Origin of the sequence: Chryseobacterium jejuense (assembly GCF_900100075.1) — a bacterium.
Lineage (GTDB): Bacteria > Bacteroidota > Bacteroidia > Flavobacteriales > Weeksellaceae > Chryseobacterium > Chryseobacterium jejuense.
On record NZ_FNEG01000005.1, the window covers coordinates 172,028 to 189,990 of the forward strand.

Here is a 17,963-nt window from a genome sequence, read left to right on the forward strand (position 1 = left end):
TTATCTTGTAGATACTGCAAAAATAGGATTCTGTAATACAAGTAATTCTGCAGCTGTATTATAATAAAAATATCTGTTTTCTAAAATGTTTTTACTATAATCAACCATTGCTGTGAAATGAGCATTTTGAGCATTTTTAGGAAGAAAATTAGGTACAACTGCAATACTAAGATTCCTACCCTGTTTAAATCCATAATTACTATTTACTGATTTAGATATAGTCTTAACTACATTATTTAATTCATAAGTAATTACAAATGTAGTTGAACCTAAAAACAATGTTCCAACTTCATTTATTACTTCAATTTTAGCAACTAAAAATTTATCCTCAATTTTCAATTGTTTTAGATTCGATAATTTCTCATTTAAATTAAGTGCAGTTGCTTTCTTAATTTGTTTATTTGCATTTAAATAACTTTTCAATGTTTCTTTTCCATTGTTAATTGGAACTTTAATTACTGTACCATTTTCTTTTGCAAACTCTGTTAAAAAGACATTTTTTTCATTACTTTCATTCACACGCAAATCACATTGATCTAAGAATAAATTAACCTGGTCATAGTTATAAACCAGAATTCCCTTCAATGTAAATGGTTTAAAATTGCTAGCAGCTCCATCTAAATTATTACCTTTTATAAATATTTTATTTTTAGGGTTTAAAGCTGTTGTGTTGGGAAAAGGTAAATATTCACCATTTTTATCTGCAAAAACAGAAGATACATACACTGCATCACTAAGAATAGCCTCAAAATGATTGCCTTCAAAATTAACTGTAGCATTACTTATTTCTAAATCAACAATATAAGAAGGAGGATTCCCGTTTGCATACTTAATATTACCCTCCATGTTATTATTTCGAATATTTACTGCATCCTTGGCAAATGTACCTCTGATTACACGTGAATTATCATGACACATATTATCTTCAAAAGTAAATCCCCAAGCTAAATTACGTACACCTGACTGTTTATTTGTTGAATTAATATCAGAAAAATATACACATTCATCGTTCTGATTAAATGCGTTCTGTCTAAATTGCAGAAAAGCGACTAAATATTGGTTTGAAGATGCAAATTTCATTGCATAATTAAAACCTGTGAAATGACAACGTTCGATGATAAAAGGCCAAGTTGGACCATTCCATTCTGATTGAAACAAAATCCCTGTAGTCTTCCCAACTTGTCTCCCTTGCTGACTACTAAACTGAATGCCAACAATCCTAACCGGGTCCCTTACATTCTTATCAAATACGATCCCTGTATTATCTTTGGGAATAACAAGTTCACTACTATTAATAACATCATTTTTCAGATTTTCACGATCTATCCAACTTTCCTCTCGTAACAGAGCCCCTTCTCCTAAAAGTTGAACACCTCCAGTTTTAAAGTAAACACTCTTTTTTAATAAATATTTTCCAAAAGGGACAAATAAAGTCTTTCTCTTATTATTTTCACAATAGTCTATTGCCTTTTGAAAAGCATCACTGTCATCATTTTTCCCATCCCCAACTGCACCAAAATCTTTCAATGAAATCAATAACTTTTGCTCTCCCAACTTAGATTTTGGCTTCTGCCCAAAAATCATAGTTGTAAAAAAAGAAAGCAATATTGTGAAAATAACATTATAAAATTTCATAGATTTCTATATATTTTTTTGAAATATTTTCAATAGTATACTTTTTAAGGTTTTCCTTACCTTTTTTAATCATTTTTTCTTTTTCCTCATTAGAAAAATTGAGAACACTCTTAACACCACTTTTAATACTATCTACAGAATAAGGATCTACAATAATGGCAGCCTCTCCGGCAACTTCTTTCATAGGTGAAATTTCTGAAGTAACCACTATTACATTTTGAGCCTGAGCTTCAAGAATGGGAAGTCCAAAACCTTCATACAAAGAAGGGAATAATAAAATGTCTGCATTTTTATAAAGTTGCAGTAACTCTGCTTCTGCAATATTATAATAATTTTCAAAATTTATATTGTTTGAGATTAAAACCTCATTTATATCTTCTGCAAGTTTCCCTACTATAATTACTTTGATTGGTAAGTTAATTAGGGCTTGAACCGCTCTCTCTATATTTTTATTTGATCTAGTTCCTACAATAAGAACATTGCACAAATCTTTACTTTCCTTAACCTTTTCTTCTGCTTTTTCAATTGTAACACAGTTAGGTATAACTATAATTTTATTTTCAACAGAAGGCATAAATTTAATTATTTCCTCTTTTGTTTTTTCTGAAATTACTGTAATAATTTTAACTTTTCTAAAAGGAAGATAAATCCAGAAAAGTTTGAAAATAAAAGAACGTAAAAACGGAAGCTCTCTATACAATCCAAGATCATGAACTGTTAAAACAATTTTATTCGTTTTTAATGCAATTGAAGCAAAATGGATTTGGCCTGTAATATGAACAATATCATTTTTATGGATCTGTTTTCGAAAGAAAAAAATACTTCGAAATAGATTTACTATACCATTATCATAAGGATTCTCAATATTTTCTATAGTTATCTTATTACTTTTAACGTATTCTTTAATATATGAAAAAAGTTTTTCAAAACTTCTTTCATTAGGATTAACTTTTCTATCTAAGTAAAATATTTTCATAATAAATTATTATAAAACCTATCTATGAGGTCTTCTTACAAAATCTTGATTGTACCAAATCCCCTTATAAGGATCAAATGCATCTGGATAACCACCAATAGACTGATACATCAACAAAATTGAAACGATAAACACAAGTATAAGGCAAAAGCATTTTTCAATAGGTTTCTTAACAATAAGAAAAATACTGGTAATAAGTAGCGGTTCCATTAAATTAAAATACAAACTTCCACGGCTAACCATAACATTCAAAGAACTAGAAAATACTAAATAAACTAAAATCCCCACCCAGTATCCATTAAAAAACAAATTATAATTTTTCAGGCGAATTACAGCTTTATCTCTTATTCCTAGAAATATTATGAGAAATAAAATACGTTTAAATGCTCCGGCAGCAGTAAGCCCATATTCTTCAGCAGCTGCTTTAGCACTATCAAGGTAAGCCTCCGTCTTACTCATAAAATGTTCATTTAATGCACCCAAAGAACCAAACACCTGCAATGGTAAAGGTGATATACCGAATAAAAAAGCAATTATAATACTAATTATTATCACCTTTTTAGATATATACCTATTTAAAAAATAATATACGATAGCTAAATAGGCTGTGGCATGAAATGTAAAACTACTAACTAAAAATACAAAAAACTTTTTTTTATTATTATTTAATAAAAAGCTTAACCCAAAGAGTAAAAGAACAATTCCTAATAATTGTCTGTTGGCTCCCACCATACCAAGATTCGTAGTAAAGTAATAAAAAAAAGCAGTTTGAGGGTATGGAATTATTTTCTTAAATGATATTATCAATAAGCCATAAAAAAGTACTGCATGGATTATCAAAAAAACAGAATAATCATCAGTTACTGATCGGACTAACCAACTTAATATTCCATATCCAAATTCTGTTTGCCAAACACTAAGTGCTTCTTTAAATGTAGTACTCTCATTAAATAAATATTCATATACTTCCCAATCTGTTCCTGTATACCATCTTCCTCCTACAATTAAAACAGAACCTAAGAATGATAGAAATAAAAATAGATTTCCAAATTTTCCGTTTCCAACTTTAAAAAGTTCAAAAAAAGAAAATAGAAATAGAAATATGGCAAAAACTATATATACTTCCATTAAATATTTAAAATATTAAACAATTGTTCCATACGAATATCGTAGGTATGATTAGCTAAGAAATGTAATCTTTGTTTTTCAGCCAATTCATATCGCTCTTGTGGTCGATCCAAATAATATTTAATTAGTTCGATAGCTTCATTGATCTTATTAAAAGTAAATTTTTCCTTTGGAATAATTGAATATTCATCCAAGGTTGGTTTATAATCACAAATTTGGAAAGCTCCAATTCCAGCAATTTCAAAAAACTTAGCATTTACAGATTCTATTTCAGCATAGTGAAAATTATTAAATACAATTTTAGAACCCAACAGAACTTCAGCTTTTCTGCTTCCTGTTAAAAATTCATTTTGAAACCTATTGTTGAGTTTATTTAAAGAATATCGACGGTCAGGAGTTCCGAAAAGCTTTACATCAATATCTGCAGCAATAAGCTTTTCAACCATTTTTGATCGATACGGATACAAATTGCCAAAGCATACAACATCAATATTAATTTTCTCTTCAAGCTTCTTTCTATTCTCAATATTAAAATTATGAACCCTATCATTAAAAGCCTCCGGAAAATAAAATGTATTTAACTCCATCTTATTTTTCATAAAATCCACAATAAATGGATCCTTTGTAAAATAAGCATCATATGGAGACATAAAAATTTGCTGCCCTTGGAATGTTGTTAATGCATCAGGATTGATATGAATAACCAATGAATTCTTAAGTTCTTTCTTAATCATCTCAATACATTGAGGATGAATAAATCGATAAGTACAAATTACTAAATCTGGGCTTTGTTCTATTATACGAGTAGCAATATTTTTAAAAACACTTAGATCGTATTTAGGAAATAGCTTCATTCCCCAATAGTTAAACCTAAAAGGAATTTTAACAACATCTTTAATGTCGATATAAAAAACTTCATGACCTAAATGACGTAATGAATCATGAATATGAAACTCTAAACTATCAAAGTCTTTATTACCTAATAACGCAATTTTCATCGTTTTTGTTTAATTTAATATTTTTTGTAAAATAGAACTCAGTTGCTGCCCTTTTATTAATTTAATGCGTAAGTTTAAAACATTATTTTTAAATTCTTTATAATTAACTTCTGATATTCTAAAATTATCTAAGTCATATAAAGAATCAACTAAAACACCTATATTTTGTTCTTTAACAAATTTTGCTATACCTGCTTCTTTAGATGTAATGATTGGAAGCCCGGCAGCTATGTACGCAGAAAATTTAAATGGATTGTTATATTTCATATAATTTCCATCCCCATTAGATAAAGATTCAATTTTATCACCATCCCAAATCAATCCAAAATCATAATTTTTAATTCTGTCATTTAATTCTTCAGGTGAAACAGATCCATGATAAATTACGTTATTATCCTCTCTTTCATTTTCATAAAAAGGGCCATATAAATGAAATTTATTATTTTTTATCTGATAAAGATTTTTAACAAAAACAGAACGTCCTAAATTTCCACTGATAACAATTTCATCTCTAATAGTTTTTTGATTCTGATTTTCTGTAAAATCATCATTTAATAGATAATCAAAAATATTAAGAGAAAAAACGGTTCTATCCTTATTTAATAATGGCTTTAGAACATCAATCATCTTATTATTATGCAAGATAATCTTTTTAAAATTATTGAAGAATTTACTCTCTGTCTTCGCGTCTATATGTTGAGGTGCTCTTATTGAAATAACATCATGTACATACAATATTCCTTCAATCTGTTTTAAAGACAACAAGAAAGGTAAAAAAAACTGTAGATAATTTAATTGTATCGGATACTGGATGAAAAGTTTTGATTTTTGGGGAAGCTTTAATATTGAGATTAAAACTTTCATTAAAGACAATAATTTTCCTTTTATTCCAAAACCGTTATAATTAGGTAAAATGTCTATGAAACCATTATCAATTGTTATTTTTTTTGCATCATCACGAGGTTTCGCAGAAGCAATATTTTTTAATTCTGAACTCCAATTAGGAGTAAAATCAAAAGTAAAATTTTTTACTACTTTCATTAATATCTATTTTTTTTGAAGGGATAATAAAATCATTTTTTTAATACTGCTAAACTTAAAATAATTAAAATCAAATGGATAAATATTTTTTTTAGTCAGACTAAAGTACATATATAGTGTTACAAAGCTTTCTATAATTAGGCAATTCCATGCTGTTCCAATATATCCCCACATTTTACTCATAAAAATATTAAGGATAACACCAAATATACTTGCTATAAAGGTTGTTTTAAAAAATAATTTATCTAGCCCCATATTAAGCATTAACTGTATTCCAAAAATATTAGACATTCCAATTATAAATGGTAAAAAAGAAATGATCTGTAAAGCTGGTATAGATTTATCAAATTTGTGACCATAAAATAATTTTATAGCAATAGGCGCAAAAATTAATAGGCAAATGGAAGCACCTAAAGTCAGGTAAAAAACAATGGGCATAATTTTCTTTATTGTATTAATACCATTCTCTTTAGAAATAGAAAATGCTTTTCCTACAAATGGAAAAATTGCTGTAGATAATGGCATTGCAACGATTGAATTTACAATACTTAAGAAACTCTGACCTGTTGTATAATACCCTATTTCTTTATTATCTGCAAAAAAACCTAAAACAATTGTATTTGTAGAGGTATATAGACTAATAACTACTGTAGAAAAAAAAATTAGTCGTTCATTAAAAATGATTTTCAGTGATTTATTTATCGAAATTAGCCTAACCGACAATTTAAATTTCCAAATACCATAAATAAATAGAAATACATTTATTAAAATAATGAATAACGTATTCAGTACCGCTAGAAAAATGTAATCATCACTTTTTTTAATCAGGGTAAAAATTAAAACAGTATTTAAGATGCCTTTTACAAAATTAAGTTTGGCAAAAACCGAGAGTTCCTGTAAACCTTGAAAAATATATTGAGGTGAAATTATAGTACCTAAACAACCTATAAATAAAATAGACACCGTCCATAAATCTTTTTGAATAGGCTTAAAAAATTGTAAAGCAATAACAAAAATAATTATAGAAAATAGAAATAATAATATTCTTGCACTTAATACTTCTGAAACAACATTATTAATAACATTTTTATCTCCATTTGCTTTAGCTATTTTTCGAGTTCCCGTCAAATCAAATCCATAAGCAATTAAAAGAATAAAATAACCAATAAAAGCCGTAGAATAATTAAATATCCCATATCCCTCCGGACCTATTATTCGAGAAACATATGGAATTGTAATCAATGGAAAAACATAGTTAACCACTTGAACCAGACTAAGGAAAAGTGTATTTTTTATTAGTTTAGAAGAACCCATTCTTTTTATGTACCAAATTTATTTTTTCTAGTATCGTAATACAGAAAAATTGAAGTTTATTATTTAGAACTATAGTCCAAAAATATCTCTAGATTTCTTCAATGCAGAACCAATTACCTGATGCATATCATAGTATTTATACTCAGCCAGTCTCCCACCAAAAATGACATTTTTTTCTTCGTCTGCTAATTTTTTATACTTTCTATACAATTCATTATTTTCATCATCATTGATAGGATAATAAGGTTCTGAATTACTACTTGCCTCTAATGAGTATTCTTTAGTGACAACAGTTTTACTTTGAGTTCCAAATTCAAAATGCTTATGCTCAATAATTCTTGTATAAGGTTCATTTTTACTTGTATAGTTCACTACAGCATTTCCCTGGTAGTTTTCATTGTCTAGTACCTCAGTCTCAAAACGTAGACTTCTATAAGAAAGTTTACCATATTGGAAGTCATAATATTCATCAATTTTACCTGTAAAAACAGTATTCTCAGCAAGAGAATCAAAATACTCTCTATTTGAGAAATAATCTGTATCCAACTGAATTTCTATACCTTCCAATAAACCATCTATCAATTTATTATATCCACCAATTGGAATACCTTGGTATTTATCGTTAAAGTAATTATTATCATAAGTGAACCTAACAGGAAGTCTTTTGATAATAAATGCAGGCAGATCTTTACACTCTCTTCCCCATTGTTTTTCAGTATATTCTTTAATAAGCTTATTAAAAATATCTGTTCCAACTAATGATAGAGCTTGTTCTTCTAAATTCGAAGGATTATAAATGTTGAGTTCTTTAATCTGATTCTTTATATGCTCCTGAGCTTCCTTAGGAGTAATAACTCCCCACAGCTTATTAAAAGTATTCATATTAAAGGGCAAATTATATATCTCTCCGTTATAATTTGCAACAGGTGAATTGGTATATCTATTAAACTCAACGAAGCTATTTACAAAATCCCATATAAATTTATCGTTAGTATGAAAAATATGAGCACCATATTTGTGTACATTTATTCCTTCAACATTTTCACAGTAAATATTACCTCCTTTATGGTTTCTTTTATCAATTATTAAGCAGCTTTTACCTGCTAATTTTGCTTTATGAGCAAACACAGCTCCAAATAACCCAGATCCTACTATTAGATAATCATATTTTTTCATCTTTATATAATCAGTACTTTTTATGTTAATTTCTTATCGGATAAATTTTCATAAATATCCTTAACTTTTTGAGATTTTTCTCTTTTCAGTACTAAAATTGCATCATCAGTAGCAACTAATATACTTTTTTTGAGTCCCAAAAATTCTGTATGAATACTTGTTCCAATTACCATATTACCATATTCATCCGTTGGATGACCATTTTTCTTTAAATAGCTATAAAGGGATTCAAAAGATCCCATATCAGACCATTTAAAATTTGATTTTACTACTTTAAGTCTGTCAGTTTTTTCCATTACGGCATAATCTACAGATATAGAAGGAATATTCATACTCTCTTCAATAGGTAACCTATTTTCGTTTCTTGCAATAAAAGCAATCTCAGATTTTATATAAACATCAGGTTGATATTTTTTAAGCTCTTCTAAGAAAATACCTGCTTTAAAGCAAAACATTCCTGAATTCCATAAAAAATCACCTTTTAATATAAACTCTTGTGCAGTTTCTTTGTTTGGTTTTTCCCTGAATCCTATCACGTTATTACCTTTTACCTGAATATAACCAAACCCTGTCTCAGGTTTAGTCGGAACCAAACCAAATGTAACAATCGAATCCTGTTTCGCCAGATTAATTGCTTCATTAACAGATCTTGCATACTCATCTTCATCTTCTATTAAATGATCAGACGGTGTTATAAGTAAAATATCATCTTTATCAGCTGAAAATGCAGCAAAAGCTATAGCTGCAGCAGTATTTCTCGGTGAAGCTTCTACTATTTGTTGATATTGCTTTATATCAATCTCTTGCAATGCTTTTGAAGACAGTTCGAAATTATCAGTATTACCTATCACAGTTAAACTATTACATAGACTAATATTTCTAATTGCTGTTAATTGAAAAAGCGATTTCTCTCCAAAAATATTCAGGTATTGCTTAGGTCTATGTTTTCTAGATAAGGGCCAAAGTCTACTACCTACTCCTCCGGAAAGTATTACATTAATAATTTTAGGCATTACAATCTCTCTTTAATTTTTTCCAGCCAGTTTTTTTCCTTAGCCGAGTAACCATAGCCATACTTGTTCCCGTATCCATAATAATTTTTATCAACGTCATTAAGTACAAAACCTACATTATTAATTTTTTTGCTATCAATATTATTATTTGCAAACTCAATAAGAGATTTTTCAGTATATCTAGACCTTGTAACGTATAATGTAGCATCTGCTAAATCTGCAAATAAGAAAGTATCCGTCACTAATAATAGAGGTGCTGTATCTATAACAATATAATCATACTTATCTCTCAAACTATCTAATAGTTCTTCATATCTTCCATTGCTTAGTAATTCTGTTGGATTTGGCGGAATCATTCCTGAATAAATCACATCACAATGTGGGTTAAATGAAGTAACATGTATGATATCTTCTAATTTGGTTTGGTCTGAATACAAATACTCCGTCAAACCAGTTAAACCTCTTCTTGATGTATTATAACGTTGAAGCTGAGGGTTTCTTATATCTGATCCTATAATAATCACTTTCTTTTTAGGCGTCGCTAATGTCAAAGCTAAATTAACAGAAACAAAAGTTTTCCCTTCACCTTTAACCGAAGAAGTAACAAAAACAACTTTTCCTTTTTCTTTTTTAGGTAATAAAAAGTTCATGTTAGTAATTAAAATACGGAATGCTTCAGCCATTGGTGAAAGATCATTCACCTGTACAATATCTGAATCTCCTTTTAAAACACTTGGTAGTTCTCCCAATACAGAAGCATGGGAAAGTTTTTCCAAATCGTTCTTACTTTTAACTTTATTATTAAGTATTTCCTTAAGATAAATAACAATAATAGGTAAAAGAAGCCCAACTAGCAATGCACCGCCCAAAAAAAGCATTTTTTTAGGAGCTACAGGAGCTGGTGATGCATACGCATAATCTATAATTCTAGCCTTATTTGCTGTAACCGCCAATGAAATTGCAGTTTCTTCTCTTTTTTGTAATAGAAGCAAATATAAGTTTTCTTTTATCTGTTGTTGTCTTTCAATGCTTCTAAACATCTTTTCCTGTGCAGGAATTTTGGTAATTTTTGAACTTATATTATTTTGTTCGCCAAGATATTGATTCTTAGCTAACTGCAATCCCGTTCTGTTTTTTACCAGACTTTCCATAACGGAGCCTCTTACAGAAGATATCTGTTTATTAAGATCAATGATTAAAGGGTTCTGAGGCGTAGCATTTTCCAACAATCTATTTCTCTCTAAAACAAGCTGATTATAAGCTGATATATTAGTAGAAGCAGTCGTATTATTTAACCCTACATTGGAAGGTAATACCTGGGTATTATTTTGCCTTCCCATAAAATCAATTAAAGCACTGGTTAGCTCAAGTTGTGATTCTAACTCAATTTGTTTTGATCTAGCTTCGGCTGATGTTTCAAGATTTATTTTGGCTTCTGTGGATAGATCTGTAATTTGGTTGCTTGATTTAAAACGTTCTTTTTCATTTTCAACCTGCCCTAATTCCTTTGAAATAAGATTTACTCTATCATCAATAAAATCTTTAGTTTTTTGAGACTCTGAATTTTTATCACTAATAGCATCATCATTATATACTCTTACTAAAGTATCTACAATATCCTTAGCTTTATTGATGTTGGCATAATTTAATGATAAATTGATAACAGTTACATCTTTATTAGCTAAGCTTACGCCTAATATTCTTTGTAGATAATTCACAGTCCCTTCTATAGAAGAATAGGTGAAATACATATTACTAGCATCTCCAGCCTTAGCCTTAGATTTATTATATGTAGGGTTTTTGCTAATCAATATATTAGCATAAGGTAAGCTTACTGTTTTATTAAATTGTGTTTTAACTTCTGGGAAACTATCACTTGTTAAAACAATATTTTGTCCAGAAATTTTAATGTTTACAGGTGTTATTTTATTTGAATAATCCTTTTCATTAATAACTTGAATGGTTATAGGTGATGTCTCTTTATAGAGTTCCACATCATTCAATTTGGATTTTGTGTATATTGAAGTCTGTAAATTATTTTGCTTTACAACCTCATAGATAAGTTTTTTAGATTTGAAAATTTCTATTTCATTGTCAATACTATTTGTACCCATTCCTCCAAAACCAGATAAGTCTTGTAAAACACCAAACTCACCTCCTGCAGCGGGTGTCTTTTTAGCATCTTTAATAAGAACAGATGACTGAACTTTATATATAGGTGTAACAAACTTTAAATAAAAGTAAGTTGCTATTAAGCATATGATAGGAACAATAATAAACCACACCCAGTTTCTTAAATAGGGCTTAATAATCTCCTGAATATTAATTTCTTTTTCTGATCCTTCAATAACTGGATTATCCATTATTTAGTTTTAAATTTTACAAATTGTTATGTTGTTATATTGAACAACCGGTTTTAATTAGTTTTTCTAATTTTAGAGTCTTGCATCTACTAAGCTTCTATCAATACAAGCTTTAGTATCAAAAATAACGCTATCTTCTTTTTTGATTTTTTCAAAATCTAGTGTGAGAAATTCTTTGTGGGATACAGCAATGATAATTGAATCATATTTTTTGTTTTCTTCAAGCTGATCCAGAATAGTAACACCATATTCATGCTTCACTTCCTCTCTATCTGCCCATGGATCAAAGATATCTACGTCTACTCCATAATCCTTTAATTCATTATAGATATCAATAACTTTTGTATTTCTTACATCGGGGCAGTTTTCTTTAAAAGTTACTCCTAAAATTAAAGCCTGAGAGTTTTTGATAATATTTCCTTTAGCAATAAGTAGTTTTATCACTTTTGATGCTATAAATTTGGAAATTGAATCATTTACCCTACGCCCTGATAATATGACATCGGGATGATAACCCAACTGTTCAGCTTTATGTGCCAGATAATATGGATCTACGGAAATGCAGTGTCCACCAACGAGACCGGGTTTATATTTTAGAAAGTTATATTTTGTTCCGGCAGCTTCAAGAACATCATTGGTATCAATACCCATTCTATCAAAAATAAGAGCCAGCTCATTAACAAAAGAAATATTTACATCTCTCTGAGCATTTTCAATAGCTTTTGAAGCTTCTGCCACTCTAATACTGGGTGCTTTATGAGTGCCTGCTGTAATTATTTTCTTATATAAATTGTCAATTTCCTTTGCAATTTCATCTGTAGAACCGGAAGTGACCTTCATTACACTGGTTAAAGTATTTATTTTATCACCAGGATTAATTCTTTCAGGAGAATATCCTACAAAAAAATCTTCATTAAATTTCAATCCTGAATGTTTTTCAAGAATCGGAACACATTCTTCCTCTGTACAACCAGGGAAAACAGTAGATTCAAATATAACAATATCTCCTTTCTTAATAATTTCTCCCAGCATTTTTGATGCAGTAAGCAATGGATTCAGGTCTGGAGCATTATATTTATCAATAGGCGTAGGTACTGTTACAATGAAAACGTTACATCCGTCCATTTCCTGAATATTACTTGTTCCTCTATAGCCAATATTTCCTTTTGATTCTTTATAACGGTTTAAACAGTCTTTAAGTTTATCAATATCCGCTTCTAAAGTTGCGTCATGACCATTATTAAGCTCATTAATTCTCTCCTTATTAATATCAAAACCCAAGACCGGATAATGGTAAGCAAACTCCAAAGATAAAGGCAATCCTACATATCCTTGTCCGATAATGGCTATATTATATGATTTCATTCTTTTGTGATTTTTTTAAACAATTAAATCAACAACATTGTCGTAATAATTTAATTAAATAAATTCTATTTTTTAAATAAACCAACAACAACAGCAATAGCAGTAACACCAATGGAAATAGCTGTCAGATAAAGGCCTGTATTAGGATTCTGTCTTGATACTATTTCTTTTGCTTTAGTTGATTGAACAATAATGGCGTCACCTTGTTTTAAGTTATAATACGGAGAGTTAATTAAATTAGCATCTTGCAAATTAATTCTACCATGAGTAACGGTTCCATTTTCAGTTCTTATTACTAATACATCTGTTCTTTTTCCATATCCGGTTAAATCACCAGCAAGTCCCAGAGCATTTAAAATAGTTGCATGTCCGTTAGTAATAACATAATCTCCTTGTCTATTAACCTCTCCAAGTACTGTAATTTTAAAGTTGGTAAGCCTTATACTTACTGTTGGATTAATAACATAATGACTTACTTTTTCTCTTAATTCATTTTTAACATCAACCAGAGTTTTACCTATTGTATTAATTGCACCAATAACCGGAAAATCTATGTTACCATTATTATCTACAATATAAGTAGGTCCTGGTACTGTAGAGATTCCCTGATTAGTCATATTCCCTCCTGCATAAACATTATTAGGTTGAACAATCTCAGAGGAAGAATAACTCTGATTAAATGGTTTTACAACATCCATATCTTTAGCGGTAATCAGAACAACAAGCTGATCTCCTGTTTGAATTGTATTACCTGAATTTTTTGCAGATGATTCAATAGCCACTTGTTCTATATTCTGCATATAGTTTAAATCATTCTGAGCATTATCTTTAACCTTACATGATACCAATAAAAGTATAGAAAACAGCCCTAATATTCTACTTTTCATATTTTAAAATTGTACAAATATACATTTATATTTTTTCCTATTTATCCAAAACCTCGTAGATGGAATTATTACTTATAAATTCCGGTACAATCAGCTTTAGAATCTTAACCACTTCTACTTTTTCCTGCATTATAGAGGCTTCTGTTATCTGATTAACCAAGCGTTCAATTTCCGAAAATGACATTGTAGGATCTTTGGAGATCATAATTTTCTCATTATGTGTAGGAAGGGTTTTTGCATTGTCACTTAGCAACTCTTCGTATAGTTTTTCTCCTGGCCTTAGTCCTGTATAAATAATTTTGATATCAATATTAGGTTCAAATCCTGATAGTTTTATCATTCTTCTTGCTAAATCGAGAATCTTAACAGGTTCTCCCATATCGAAAACGAAAATTTCACCTCCTTGTCCCATAGTTCCGGCCTGAAGAACAAGTTCACAAGCTTCCGGAATGGTCATGAAATATCTTACAATATCAGGGTGTGTAATGGTAACAGGCCCTCCTGCCTCAATCTGTTTTTTGAAGTGAGGAATAACAGATCCGTTAGAACCCAAAACATTTCCAAATCTTGTGGTAATGAATTTTGTGGTATTGTCTTCAGCGTGCTGTAAAGACTGAACAAATAATTCAGCAGCTCTTTTGGAGGCCCCCATTACATTGGTAGGGTTTACCGCTTTATCAGTTGAAATCATTACAAATCGGTTGACTTTGTAACGACTGGATAAAACTGCAATATTCTTCGATCCTAAAACATTTACACGAATTGCTTCATTTGGATTATTTTCTACAAGAGGAACATGTTTATAAGCCGCCGCATGGTATACCATTGAGAAGTTATAAGTCTGAAATAATGGTTCTACTCTATGAATATTAGATACATCAGCTAATACAAACTTGAACCTTATATGAGGGAATTTCTCCTTCATTTCAAGCTCTACATCATATAAAGGCGTTTCAGCCTGATCTAAAACAACAATTAAAGCTGGAGTAAACTGTGCAACCTGTCTTATAATTTCACTACCAATAGATCCTGCGCCACCTGTAACCAAAACATTTTTACCGTAGTGTCTGCTTTTAACCTCTTCATTTTCAATCTTGATTGGCTTTCTATTAAGTAGGTCTTCAATCTGAAGATTTTTAATAGATCCTCCTAAATCACTATCTCTTAATTTTTGTACTGACGGTGCTTTGAAAACATTAAGGTCTTTTTCTAAAAATAAATTGACCCACGCATTCATTTCATCCTTAGCCATCATTTCTTTTACAATAATAACTCCATCAATAACAAGGTCATCCTTGGTAGTATTTTCAATCTTTTCTTTTGCATAGATTGGTTTACCCAAAAGTGATGCTCTTTTTGAATCAGTTCTTTGGGTTAAAAAACCAACTACATGATAAGGAAGATTAGGGTTATCTAAAATTGCTCTCGCAATAGCAATAGATTGTTCATCAATTCCCAGCACTAAAATTCTTTTTTTCAATGCGCTTCGTCTGTATTCTCTTACTATGTGAAAGAATTCTTTAACATAAAGTCTAAAGAGAAATAATCCCATAAAGGAAATGACAAAGTATAACACCAAATAAGGAGTCAAAATAAACTTTCCACCTGTAATCCAAAAGTATATCACATTGATTGTAGCAACAACAAACATTGTACTGAAGCACGATACAAGTAATTTAAACAAATCTATAAAAGTAGAATGCCTGATGATTCCAGCATATGTTTTAAAAAAATACATAAAGATCGTATTCACCATTATAATAAAAGCAAAAACAATACTTTTATCTTCATGATAAACAAAATCTTTTTGGGTTATTTTTTCTATGATATATGTAGAAAGAAATAGGGATATTACCAAAATGATAATATCTATTATAAGTATTATCCACCTGGGAAGATACCTTACATCTGAGAGATTGACAACATTATCTCCTCCAAATATTTTTTTTCTAAGAGAATTGTACATTGTCTATGTTTGTGTTCATATTTTTAGTTTGTGTAAGATTCAATTATCCACCAATGATAATTTCGATACAATCATGCAAAAATAAAATAAAATTCTATTCAGTTACTGAAATCAAAAATAAATTTGATGTTTATCTATTTTCTGAAATCATTAGAAGTCAGCTAATAGAGCAAAGGGTTGACAAAAATCATACCATAAAAATTCAGCGAGGGGTGATATTTACGAAGAATATTCTTTCATAAAAAGTTATTTCTTCTTTTTTTCAATTCAAAAAAATTGATTTTTAAGGTTTAATCAAATTTCAGTCAAAAATATCATTTATTTTCTCATATTCAAAACCTCTGCTCATCAAATATTTTATAGTCTTTGCTTTTTTTTGATATTCCTGCAGTCCCTTTTGTTTAGCAGAATAATCTTCATAAATTCTTGTGATGGTTTTTATATAATCATCTTCATATATTTCATCAAAACACATATTCATCAGTTTTTCAGAAATTTGTTTCTGCTTAAGATTCATTCTGATTTTATTCCTTCCCCAGTGTTTGATGTAAAATTTTCCTCTGATATAGCTTCTGGTAAACCTTTCTTCATTAAGATAGTTTTCCTTCATCAGGTAAAGAATAATTTCTTCCTTTGCCTCTTCAATTAGTAAAAACTCTCTCATTTTCTGCTCTACTTCGGCATGACAACGATCCTGATATACGCAATAGTTTACCAGTTTCAGCTTGATTTCATCAAAAGTAAAAGATTTTTTTTCCATATGAATAAAAAAAGAATGAGCTTCCGCCCATTCTTTATATTATATTATAAGCTTTATTAGTAGTTAAATAATGCTTTACCTTCCATTAATTCATTTACATTCTTTCTCACAGATGCAAGAACTTCCTCATTTTTGATATTATCTACTACTTCAGAAATTAATCCTGCAATAGTTTCCATATCATTTTCTTTCAATCCTCTTGTTGTGATAGCAGCTGTCCCTAATCTAATACCAGATGTAGTAAATGGAGATTTATCATCGAAAGGAACCATGTTTTTATTACATGTAATATCAGCAAGCACCAATGCTTTTTCTGTTTCTTTCCCGTTTACTCCTTTATTTCTAAGGTCTACCAACATTAAGTGGTTATCTGTACCTCCACTTACGATATCAAATCCTTTATCGATCATTGCTTTTGATAATGCCTGAGCATTAGCTCTAACCTGTTTTGCATATGTTTCGAATTGACCATCTAAAGCTTCACCGAAGGCAACAGCTTTACCTGCAATAACATGCTCTAGTGGACCTCCCTGAATTCCTGGGAATACCGCTCCATCCAATACCTGGCTCATCATTTTTGTTTCTCCTTTTGGAGTTTTGTGGCCATATGTATTTTCAAAATCTTTCCCCATCATAATCATCCCTCCTCTTGGACCTCTTAAAGTCTTGTGAGTGGTAGTGGTTACTACGTGGCAATGTTCAAATGGTGAGTTTAATAATCCTTTAGCTACTAAACCTGCAGGGTGAGCAATATCAGCCCAAAGAGTTGCTCCGATTTCGTCTGCAATTTCTCTGTATTTAGCATAATCAAGATCTCTTGAATACGCAGAGAATCCTGCAATCATCATTTTAGGTCTTTCTCTTAAAGCAACTTCTCTCATTTGGTTATAATCGATAAGACCAGTTTCTCTTTCTACTCCGTAAGAAACTACTTCATACTGAATTCCTGAGAAGTTCACTGCAGAACCGTGAGTAAGGTGTCCTCCCATTGAAAGATCCATTCCCATGATCTTATCTCCTGGTTTCAAAACAGCAAGATAAATGGCTGCATTCGCCTGAGATCCAGAATGTGGCTGTACGTTTACATAGTCTACTCCGAAAAGTTCCTTCGCTCTGTTGATCGCTAATGTTTCAACCTCATCTACTACTTCACATCCGCCGTAATATCTTTTTCCGGGATACCCTTCAGCATATTTATTTGTCAGTACACTTCCCATTGCTTTCATCACGTTTTCAGAAACAAAATTTTCTGATGCGATAAGCTCTAATCCATGGGCCTGTCTTTGTCTTTCCTTTTCAATCAGGTCGAAAATAATATCCATTTTACTTTTAGTTTTTGAA

Annotated in this window: 14 protein-coding genes; all 14 read right to left on the reverse strand. The window is 30.1% G+C overall.

The genetic code is table 11. The features are described 5' to 3' along the window. A complete protein-coding gene (locus BLS98_RS15935) occupies positions 1 to 1,635 on the reverse strand; it encodes a glycosyl hydrolase family 28-related protein (RefSeq protein ID WP_089737509.1) in 1,635 nt (544 codons plus the stop codon). Beyond that, positions 1,622 to 2,611 carry a glycosyltransferase family 4 protein gene (locus BLS98_RS15940; RefSeq protein WP_089737510.1) on the reverse strand — a complete coding sequence of 330 codons (990 nt, stop codon included), beginning with the start codon at positions 2,609 to 2,611 and terminating at the stop codon, positions 1,622 to 1,624. The genes BLS98_RS15935 and BLS98_RS15940 overlap by 14 nt, the downstream gene beginning before the upstream one ends. Positions 2,612 to 2,629: 18 nt before the next feature. After that, complete coding sequence (locus BLS98_RS15945; RefSeq protein ID WP_089737511.1) at positions 2,630 to 3,739, reverse strand: EpsG family protein; 1,110 nt, start codon at positions 3,737 to 3,739, stop codon at positions 2,630 to 2,632. After that, positions 3,739 to 4,737 carry a CgeB family protein gene (locus BLS98_RS15950; protein WP_089737512.1) on the reverse strand — a complete coding sequence of 333 codons (999 nt, stop codon included), beginning with the start codon at positions 4,735 to 4,737 and terminating at the stop codon, positions 3,739 to 3,741. The genes BLS98_RS15945 and BLS98_RS15950 overlap by 1 nt, the downstream gene beginning before the upstream one ends. A 9-nt stretch (positions 4,738 to 4,746) precedes the next feature. Further along, on the reverse strand, positions 4,747 to 5,778 hold the full coding sequence (locus BLS98_RS15955; RefSeq protein WP_089737513.1) for a hypothetical protein: 1,032 nt from the start codon (positions 5,776 to 5,778) through the stop codon (positions 4,747 to 4,749). Positions 5,779 to 5,784: 6 nt separating this feature from the next. Further along, positions 5,785 to 7,092 (reverse strand): flippase, encoded by a 1,308-nt coding sequence (locus BLS98_RS15960; RefSeq protein WP_089737514.1) that lies wholly within the window; start codon positions 7,090 to 7,092, stop codon positions 5,785 to 5,787. Between the two features lie 69 nt (positions 7,093 to 7,161). Continuing rightward, on the reverse strand, positions 7,162 to 8,268 hold the full coding sequence (gene glf / locus BLS98_RS15965; protein ID WP_089737515.1) for a UDP-galactopyranose mutase: 1,107 nt from the start codon (positions 8,266 to 8,268) through the stop codon (positions 7,162 to 7,164). A gap of 20 nt (positions 8,269 to 8,288) precedes the next feature. Continuing rightward, complete coding sequence (locus BLS98_RS15970) at positions 8,289 to 9,281, reverse strand: mannose-1-phosphate guanylyltransferase (protein ID WP_089737516.1); 993 nt, start codon at positions 9,279 to 9,281, stop codon at positions 8,289 to 8,291. Then, positions 9,281 to 11,644 carry a GumC family protein gene (locus BLS98_RS15975; protein ID WP_089737517.1) on the reverse strand — a complete coding sequence of 788 codons (2,364 nt, stop codon included), beginning with the start codon at positions 11,642 to 11,644 and terminating at the stop codon, positions 9,281 to 9,283. Before BLS98_RS15975 ends, BLS98_RS15970 begins: the two co-directional genes overlap by 1 nt. 72 nt (positions 11,645 to 11,716) lie before the next feature. Continuing rightward, positions 11,717 to 13,009 (reverse strand): nucleotide sugar dehydrogenase, encoded by a 1,293-nt coding sequence (locus tag BLS98_RS15980; RefSeq protein ID WP_089737518.1) that lies wholly within the window; start codon positions 13,007 to 13,009, stop codon positions 11,717 to 11,719. 65 nt (positions 13,010 to 13,074) lie between these two features. Further along, the gene (locus BLS98_RS15985; protein ID WP_089737519.1) at positions 13,075 to 13,896 is read right to left on the reverse strand and encodes a polysaccharide biosynthesis/export family protein; all 822 of its coding nucleotides are present in this window, start codon (positions 13,894 to 13,896) and stop codon (positions 13,075 to 13,077) included. 37 nt (positions 13,897 to 13,933) lie between these two features. Then, the gene (locus tag BLS98_RS15990) at positions 13,934 to 15,862 is read right to left on the reverse strand and encodes a polysaccharide biosynthesis protein (protein WP_089737520.1); all 1,929 of its coding nucleotides are present in this window, start codon (positions 15,860 to 15,862) and stop codon (positions 13,934 to 13,936) included. Between the two features lie 301 nt (positions 15,863 to 16,163). Then, positions 16,164 to 16,628 carry a regulatory protein RecX gene (locus tag BLS98_RS16000; protein ID WP_394331780.1) on the reverse strand — a complete coding sequence of 155 codons (465 nt, stop codon included), beginning with the start codon at positions 16,626 to 16,628 and terminating at the stop codon, positions 16,164 to 16,166. Positions 16,629 to 16,678: 50 nt separating this feature from the next. Then, a complete protein-coding gene (gene glyA / locus BLS98_RS16005) occupies positions 16,679 to 17,944 on the reverse strand; it encodes a serine hydroxymethyltransferase (protein ID WP_089737841.1) in 1,266 nt (421 codons plus the stop codon). Positions 17,945 to 17,963: the final 19 nt, after the last annotated feature.